Origin of the sequence: Streptomyces sp. NPDC050264 (assembly GCF_040655895.1) — a bacterium.
Taxonomy (GTDB): domain Bacteria; phylum Actinomycetota; class Actinomycetes; order Streptomycetales; family Streptomycetaceae; genus Streptomyces.
In genome coordinates this window covers 294,645-303,609 of record NZ_JBFAKV010000011.1, presented here as the reverse complement: position 1 = coordinate 303,609, position 8,965 = coordinate 294,645, and the positions used below count along the sequence as shown (strand labels likewise).

Below are 8,965 nucleotides of genomic sequence, written 5' to 3'. Positions count from 1 at the left end.
TGGGCGCGGCGTGCGGGCGCGCGGCCGTGCTGGGGGCCTGGGGCCGGGGGTCGGCCCGGGTTTCCTTCTCCTTGTTCACCTGGGCGCCGCCGCGGCGGCGCTCCCTGGCCTGGATGACACATGCCCATACTGAGATCAGTCCGCCCGCGCGGGCGCCAGCGGCCGGTGGCAGCGACGCTGTCCACCGTGCTGATCGCCGGCCTGCTGCAGATCGTGGCCGCGCCCGCGGCCAGCAGCCTGCCGGGACTGCCCGCGTCCGAGAAGCCCGTCAAGGGCTCCCACTCCCTCAAGGTCAAGCCGCGCACCAAGGCCAAGGGGCCCCGGGTCCCCGCGACTCCCCCGCACAAGAGGTGGCCCACGGCCGGCACGGCCACCCTCACCCTGCCCGCGAGTCAGACCAAAACGGGCAGCAAGCCGGCCCTGGCCCCGGTCCAGGGACAACCGGTCAAGATCGGTGCCGCACCCGGCAAGACCGGCGCGAAGGCAGCCGTACCTCAGGCCGCACCGAGTGCGGTGACCTCGCAGGTCCTCGACCGCAAGGACACCGAGCGCGCCGGCGTGACAGGGCTGCTCGTCGCTCTCACCCCGAAGACCGCCAAGGACACGGACGCGGCGGGCAAGGTCGCCGTCAGCGTGGATTACGGCGACTTCAAGGACGCGTTCGGCGGCTCCTACGCCTCCCGCATGCACCTGGTCCGCCTGCCCGCCTGCGCGGTGAGCACGCCGGACAAGAAGTCCTGCCGCACCCAGACGGCCATCCCCTCGACGAACAGCACCACTGACAGCACCGTGACGGCCGAGGCTGTCACCCTGTCGGCCACCGCGCCCACGGTGCTGGCAGCCGTGGCGGAGGCCTCCGGCGACAAGGGCGACTACAAGGCGACGAAGCTGTCCCCGTCGGCGACCTGGTCGACCAACCTCAACACCGGTGACTTTTCCTGGTCCTACCCCCTGTCGACGCCGGACGTGCCCGGCGGTCTGGGCCCGGATCTGAAGCTGGACTACTCCTCCGGCTCCATCGACGGCCGCACCTCCAACACCAACAACCAGTCCTCGTGGGTGGGTGACGGCTTCGACCTGGACCCCGGCTTCATTGAGCGCCGCTACAAGCCGTGTGCCGACGACGGGGAGGAGAACGCGGACGGCAACAAGCCCGGTGACATGTGCTGGGACTCCGACAACGCCTACCTCACCTTCAACGGCAGGGGCGGTGAACTCGTCCCGACCAGCGACGCCGACACCTTCAAGCTGAAGAAGGACGACGGCACCCGCATCGCGCGGTTGAAGCTGACGGACACCGCCAACGGCGACGACGACGGCGAGTACTGGCGGCTGACCACCCCGGACGGCACGCGCTACTACTTCGGCCGCAACCGCGTGAGCGGCTGGAGCACCGGCGACGACGACACCAACTCGACGTGGAACGTGCCCGTCTACGGCAACAACTCCGGCGAACCGTGTCACGCCGCCACGTTCGCCGACTCCTGGTGCCAACAGGCTTGGCGGTGGAACCTCGATGCGGTCGTCGACCCGCACGGCAACGAGATGATGTACTACTACGGCAAGGAGACGAACTCCTACGGCCGTAACCTCAAGGCCAGCGACGACACTTCGTACACGCGGGGCGGTTACCTCAAGCGCATCGAGTACGGCCTGCGCAGCTACTACGGCACGCCACTGGCCAAGGTGAACTTCACCAGCGCCGAACGCTGCCTGCCCCAGACCGGCGTCACATGCGCCTCCGACACCATCAGCGATCAGTCCTTCTATTGGTACGACACCCCGTGGGACTTGAACTGCACGGCAGGTACGGACTGCGACAACGGACGCTTCTCGCCCAGCTTCTGGACCCGCAAGCGGCTCACCGACGTCACCACCCAGTCGCTGCAGAGCGACGGCACCTACCACGACGTCGACTCCTGGAAGCTGAATCACCGCTGGGGCACCGCGGACATCGACTACCAGCTTGAACTTGCCAGCATCCAGCACACCGGCCGCACCGCTGCCACCGCGATCACCCTGCCGAAGGTGACCTTCGCCTACACCCAGCTGGAGAACCGGCTGGACAAGACCGGCGACGGCTACGCCCCCTTCATCAAGGACCGGCTGTCCACCGTCGATGACGAGTCCGGCGGCCAGATCGACGTCAACTACTCCGCCCCGGCCTGCGACTGGGCCAGCCTGCCCACCGCGGCGACCAACACCACACGCTGCTTCCCGCAGTACATGGGCGGCGACAGCGAATCCGATCCCGAGCTGCAGTGGTTCAACAAGTACGTCACCACCTCGGTGACCGCCACCGACCGAACCGGCGGAGCACCGGACCAGGTCACCACATACCAGTACCTGGGCGGAGCCGCCTGGCGCTACGACGACGACCCGCTCACCAAGGACAAAGAGCGGACCTGGTCCCAGTGGCGCGGCTACGGGCAGGTGCGGGTGCAGACTGGCGGCCAGGGCGGCGCCAGCGCCATGAAGTCCCAGCAGGACTCCTACTTCCTGCGCGGCATGGACGGTGACCGCAAGGACGCCAGCGGCGGCACCAAGTCGGTGAGCCTCACCCTCGGCGCGGACGAGGGCGACCCGATCACCGACTACGACGACCAGAGCGGTTTCCAGTACAAGACCGTCACGTTCGACAAGCCTGGCGGCAAGGTCATGTCCAGGACGGCCAGCCATCCGTGGCGCTCGCAGACCGCAACCAAGACCCGGCCCTCGGGCACGCTGACCGCGGCCCTCACCGGCACCCTCAACACGTGGGGCTTTGCCTCCCTGGACAACGGCGCCGGAACCAAGTGGCGCACGACTTACACTTCTTATGGGCACGACGCCCACGGACGGGTCGTCCTTGAGCACGACGCCGGGGACACCGCCACCGGTGCCGATAACCGCTGCACACGCACCGAATACGCGACCAACACCACTGACAACATCCTCGACAAGACGTCGCGGGCGGAGACCGTCGCCGTGGCCTGCTCCGCCACCCCTGACCGGTCCAAGGACGTCATCTCTGACGTTCGCACCGCCTACGACGGCCAGGCCTACAACACCGCCCCGACCAAGGGCGATCCCACCGCAGCCGCCACGCTCAAGAGCAATGACGGCACGAAAGCCGCCTACCTGGAGACCGGCACGACGTTCGACACGTACGGCCGGCCGCTGACCGTCACCGACCTGACGGCGGACGTCACCGTCGACGGCACCAGCGCCCCTGTGCGCACCACCCGCTCGGACGGCCGTACCACCACTACGGCCTATACCCCGGCCACCGGCTGGCCCACCCAGGTCAAGACCACCACACCGCCCGCCGCCCCGCTGGATGCGACGAGTGCGCAGACGACCACCCACGACCTGGACCCGCTGCGCGGGCAGGTGATCAAGGAAACCGACACCAACAACAACGCAACCCAGACCACCTACGACGCACTGGGCCGCATCAGCAAGACCTGGCTCGCCGACCGCGCCACCAGCCAGACCCCCAACTACGAGTACACCTACACCACCACCGGCGACGCCCCCGTGGCCGTGGCCACCAAGACGCTGGACAACAACGGCGGCCAGACCACGTCGTACGCCCTGTACGACGGGTTCCTGCGCGCCCGCCAGCTCCAGTCGCCCGGCCCCGATGGCGGTGTCCTGCTGGCCGACACCTTCTACGACGACCGCGGCCAGGTCTCCAAGACCTTCGCGCCGTACTATGCCACCACCGCGCCCGGCACCCAGCTGTTCCAGCCGGACAACGCGCTGTCGGTGGAGACGCAGACACGCACCAGTTACGACGGCCAGGGGCAGACCACCGAGGTCAAGCAACTCGCCGGCAACGGCGACGGCGGCACAGTCCTGAACACCACGACCACGATCTATGGCGGCGACCGCGTCACGGTCATCCCGCCTCAGGGCGGCATCGCCACCACCACCCTCAGCGACGCCCGGGGCAACACCACCGAGTTGCGCCAGCTCCACAGCCGCGACCCGGCTGCCGCCTACGACACCACCAAGTACAGCTACTTCCCCAGCGGAAAGCTCAAGGCGGTCACTGACGACGCGGGCAGCGTCTGGTCCTACACCTACGACCAGCTCGGCCGTCAACTCACGGCGGACGACCCGGACAAGGGCACCTCGACCAGCACCTACGACGACCGCGGACAGCTGACCTCGGTCGACGACGCCCGCACCGACGTCCCCAAGCTCGTCTACGTCTACGACGGCCTGGGCCGCAAGACCGAACTCCACGAAGGAACGGCAACCGGCACCCTGCGCTCCAAGTGGGTCTACGACACCGTTACCGGCGCCAAGGGCCAACTCGCCGAATCCACCCGCTACATCAGCGGCAACGCCTACACCAACAAGGTCACCGCCTACGACCACCTCTACCGGCCCATCAAGACGGCCACCGTCATCCCCGCCAGCGAAGGAGCACTCGCCGGCACCTACCAGACCGGCGCGACCTTCAAGCCCTCCGGCCTGACCGCCAGCGAAACCTACTCCGCGGCAGGCTCCCTTCCCGGCGGCACCGTCGCCTACGGCTACGACGACCAGACCCTGCGCCTGACCTCCGTCTACGGGCAGGGCATGACCAGCAGCGTCAGCTACAGCCTCACCGGCAAGCCCATGCAGTACACGATGGGCCTCACCGGCAGCGAAAAGCAGACCCAGGTCACCAACACCTACGAAACAGGCACCCAGCGCCTGTCCAACACCCGCGTGGACCGCACCGGCGTGAGCGGCGTCGACCGCAGCCTCACCTACGGCTACGACGACAACGGCAACATCCGCTCCATGTCGGACGTCAACCGCACCGGCACCGACACCCAGTGCTTCAACTACGACTACCTCAACCGCCTGAGCGAGGCGTGGACCCAGAACACCACGGCCTGCGCCGCCACGCCCAGCAGCAGCCAGATCGGCGGCACCGCTGCGTACTGGCAGTCCTACACCTACGACGCCTCCAGCAACCGCAAGACCGAAACCCAGCACGATCCCGCCGGTGACACGGCCAAGAACACCGACCGCACCTACACCTACCCGGGCCCCGGCCAGGCGCAGGCCCACAGCCTGACCTCCGTCACCACCACCGGACCGTCCGGCACCACCACCGACCAGTACACCTACGACAAGACCGGCAACACCACCGCCCGCCCCGGGCAGACCCTCCAATGGGACGCCGAAGGCCACCTGGCCAAGGTCACCGAAGGCAACGACACCACCAGCTATGTCTACGACGCCGACGGCAACCGCCTCATCAGCCACACCCCGTCGAAGACCACGCTCGAGCTCGGCCACACCGAAGTCACCCTGGCCACCGGCGCCACCACGCCCAAGGCCACCCGCTACATCGACCTCGGAGACGGCCAGACCGCACTCCACAACGACGACGGCACTTTCACCTTCACCATCGGCGACCACCAAGGCACCGGTCAACTCGCCATCAAGGCCGCCGACCTGTCCCTCACCCAGCGCGCCACCCAGCCCTTCGGCGCCTCGCGCGGCACCAAACCTGCCAGCTGGCCCAGCAGCAAGGGATTCGTCGGTGGCACCGACGACACCGCCGACACGGGCCTCACTCATCTCGGCGCCCGCGAATACGACCCCACCACCGGCCGGTTCCTCTCCGTCGACCCGCTCTTCGAACTCGACAAACCACAAACCCTCAACGGTTACAGCTACGCCCTGCAGAACCCCGTCACCAACGCCGACCCGAGCGGCCTGGGCAACGCCGACTGCATGACCGGAGTCGTGACCGGCTGCAACAACGGCGTGCCCGTCAAAACCTCCGTCTACCACCCCGAACGCGAGAACAAGCCCCCGGCCACGACAAAGAGCGACTGGCACGCCGAAGGCAAGACGGGCAAGGACCTCAGCAACGACGGCAACATCACCCTGCTCCCCGGCGTCAACCTTCCCGAGGACTGGGGACAGGCCGACAAGTTCATCACCGTCTTCTACGCCCAGCTCAAGTACCTCAGCTACACCGGGCTGGACCTGTACGCCGACAATCAAGACCAGCTGTACGTCCAGAGCGACATCGCCTCAGCACTGCTCAACGCCTGCCAAGACACGGGCTGCCCGGCCAAGAAATCGCTCTTCTACAGCTGGGCCACCAAGGTCTTCGCCGCGGGAGTCGTCGAAGGCGGCTCCTTCAAAGCCGGCAGGGGATCCACCCGGAACGGCGGCAGTAAGAGCAGCAAGGGCAGTACCGGCTGCAACTGCTTCCTCGCCGGCACCGACGTCCTCATGGCCAACGGCACCACCAAGAACATCGAGGACATCAAGGTCGGCGACAAGGTCCGCACCACCGACCCCGAAACCGGCGAAACCCGGACCCGCAAAGTCACCCGGCTCATCCACGTCGACAGCGACAAGCACTTCAACAAGCTCTACATCGCCACCAGTCACGGCATCGCGCACCTCACCGCGACTCACGAACACCCCTTCTGGTCGCCCTCGCAGAACAAGTGGGTCACCACAGGCGACCTCAAGGCCGGCATGACCCTCCTGACGGCCAACGGCACCACCGTCACCGTCACCGCCAACCACTCCTTCACTCAGCACGTCCGCACCTACAACCTCACCATCGACGAACTCCACACGTACTATGTGCTGGCTGGGAGTACGCCAGTCCTCGTGCACAATTCCGGGCCCTGTGGAATCTCGGCGCGTAACGAGAAGGCTGGTGATATCGGTAATTACACCGATTCACAGAAGACCCGAGATCCAGCGTCGCAGTGGTATCACGAGGAACTGAGCAATAAGGAACTTCTGGACGGGATCAACAACCCTGGCGCAGGAGATGGAATTCTTGTCTCGCGTGATGGCAAGATCCTGGGAGGCCACCACCGCAAGGACGAACTCCTGGCGAGAATCAGGGACGGGCGCATCGACCCAGATACTCAAATCCGAATTGACGTCTACGACGGGGAGTAGTGCCTGATGTCACTGATCCATTCGACCGACCCTGACTTTCGGGTATGCCAGATCAGCTTCGAAACGCTGTTGGCGATCCAGCTGGAAGCGGAGGAGCGATCCTTGGCAACTCGGTGGTCCTCGGTGGACGCGCTCCGCAGTCAGGTCAAGGATGGCGCTGTCGTCCTCCAAGCACTGATGCGGGAGGAGCGAGGGGGTGCTGTGCGGGCGTACAGGTGCCTCGTATTGTTCTCGTCCGCAGACGGCAAGGAAGCCGGCGGAATTACCACGATCGATCTTGATCCGGCAAGGTTCGAATCGTTGGAACGGCTTGATCGTGACCCGGATGTCCGGAAGGCTCTTGTCCGAATGTTCTCCCTTGCGACAGGCGGGATTTCGATGCTCTCGAAGCAGTGATAGGTTCCGAGGATTTCTGCGTTTGAACCTCTCCGACTCGATGTCGAGTTGGTCAGTTCAATGGAACTCGGGGATTCGAAATCTCAATCGGAGTCTCATTCTTGAAGGGTCTCTGAATTGAAGAATCTTGAAGCACGGAGATTCTTCGCTGTGGCCCGAACGCCTCTGGGGCCCGCTGATGTTCAGCGGGCCCCAGAGGCGTTTGACGGCAACGGTGACGGCAACGTCAGCGGACGACGGCTGCGGTGGGCGGGTCGTCCGGGGCGTCGGTCTGGCTGAGGACGCCCCCGAGGGTGTCGATGGCCTGGCGCTGGAGGCGGAGACGTACGTGGGCGTAGACGCCGGCGGTGACTCCGATGTGGGCGTGGCCGAGGAGTTTCTTGATGACGACGAGATCGACGCCTTGCTCCAGGAGGAGGGTGGCGGTCGAGTGTCGGAGGTCGTGGAAGCGGATGGTCCGGAGTCCTGCGCTGTGGAGGAGGCGGCGGAAGCGGCGGGTGAGGTTGGTGGGGTCGAGCGGCTTACCCTTCGGGCTGGTGAAGACGAGGCTGTTGTCCGTCCAGCTCGTTCCGGCCGTTTGGCGTTCTTCCTGCTGTCGTTCCTGGTGGATCTTGAGGGAGCTGAGACATTCGGCGGGGAGGGCGATACGGCGCTCGGAGGCCAGGGTCTTGGTGTTCAGGACGGTCAGGCCCTGGCTGTGGGTGCGCTGGAGGGAGCGGTGGATGGTGGCAGTGCCGCCGTTCAGATCGAGGTCTTCCCAGTGGAGGCCGAGGAGTTCGCCTTTGCGGAGTCCTGTGCGTGCCGACAATTACGCCCCTGCAGGTCAGGAAGCATGTTGGTACTCGTGGAGGACGCCTGCGTGGCGTGCGGACGGCGGTGAGCACGGTACGGATCCCGGCCTGAGAGAGGATCTCGTCGATGACGGCGGGGTATTTCGCGTCGCGGTCGCGGATCATGAACTTGATGGCGGCGAGTTTCCCGGCATCTTCGAGGTCCATGACCAGGTTCTTGATTGCCTGGGTGACCCAGGCATGGGTGGGGTGGGCGGTGGTCCCGAGCACACGGACGCCTCTGTGGGCGTGGTGGATGGCGGCGAGGACGTACTGACGCTGCCCGGTGAGGGTGACGGTCTCGATGAAGTCCATCGCGAGGATCGCCTTGGCCTGGGACTGCAGGAAAGTGGCCCAGGTGACGTTCGAGCGTTGGGTTGCAGGGTCGATGCCTTCGGCCTTGAGGATTTCCCAGACGGTGGAGGGCGCCAGCTTGATGCCGAGGAGCGCGAGTTCGACGTGGATGCGCCGGTATCCCCAGGCTGGGTTTTCCGCGGCGAGGCGGAGTGTGAGGCGGCGGACGGAGGCGATGGTGCGAGGGCGGCCGGGGCGCTGGTTGCGGCTGAGACGGACGTGACGGTTATTCATGAAGTCGCGGTGCCAGCGCAGGACAGTGTCCGGGGAGACAATGAGCCGTAGCCGGCGCAGGGCGGTTCGTGGCAGCGGGGCGACGAGAGCGGCCAGGAAGGCGCGGTCGGCCGCCTGGAAACCGGGGCGCTGATTGCCGAGCCTACGTTGCAGGACGGCGAGCTGGTGACGCAGGGCGAGAATCCCGACGTCCTTGTCGTGGTCGCTCATCGGGATCAGCCGCAGGG

General features: G+C 66.2%; 3 protein-coding genes and 1 pseudogene. 3 read left to right on the top strand and 1 reads right to left on the bottom strand.

Features of this window, described 5'->3' with window-relative positions:
* Positions 1 to 120 precede the first annotated feature (120 nt).
* Together AB0J02_RS22220 and AB0J02_RS22215 are read left to right on the top strand one after the other, a co-directional pair.
* Positions 121 to 6,924, top strand: a complete 6,804-nt coding sequence (locus AB0J02_RS22220; RefSeq protein WP_363195451.1) for a polymorphic toxin-type HINT domain-containing protein — start codon at positions 121 to 123, stop codon at positions 6,922 to 6,924.
* A 6-nt stretch (positions 6,925 to 6,930) separates the two neighbouring features.
* Positions 6,931 to 7,320: a hypothetical protein gene (locus tag AB0J02_RS22215; protein ID WP_363195450.1), complete on the top strand. Its 390-nt coding sequence runs from the start codon at positions 6,931 to 6,933 to the stop codon at positions 7,318 to 7,320.
* 226 nt (positions 7,321 to 7,546) lie between these two features.
* Here AB0J02_RS22215 and AB0J02_RS22210 read toward each other — a convergent pair.
* Positions 7,547 to 8,128, bottom strand: a pseudogene (locus tag AB0J02_RS22210) (site-specific integrase); the annotation flags it as partial.
* Between AB0J02_RS22210 and AB0J02_RS22205 the strand changes: the two are divergent.
* Positions 8,115 to 8,789 carry a hypothetical protein gene (locus tag AB0J02_RS22205; RefSeq protein WP_363195449.1) on the top strand — a complete coding sequence of 225 codons (675 nt, stop codon included), beginning with the start codon at positions 8,115 to 8,117 and terminating at the stop codon, positions 8,787 to 8,789. The pseudogene AB0J02_RS22210 and the gene AB0J02_RS22205 overlap by 14 nt on opposite strands.
* The last annotated feature ends 176 nt before the right edge of the window (positions 8,790 to 8,965 follow it).

Bases quoted from the DNA above. Each gene is read 5' to 3' on its own strand.
- AB0J02_RS22215 (WP_363195450.1), top strand. From the start codon at position 6,931: ATGTCACTGATCCATTCGACCGACCCTGACTTTCGGGTATGCCAGATC.
- AB0J02_RS22220 (WP_363195451.1), top strand. From the start codon at position 121: ATGCCCATACTGAGATCAGTCCGCCCGCGCGGGCGCCAGCGGCCGGTG.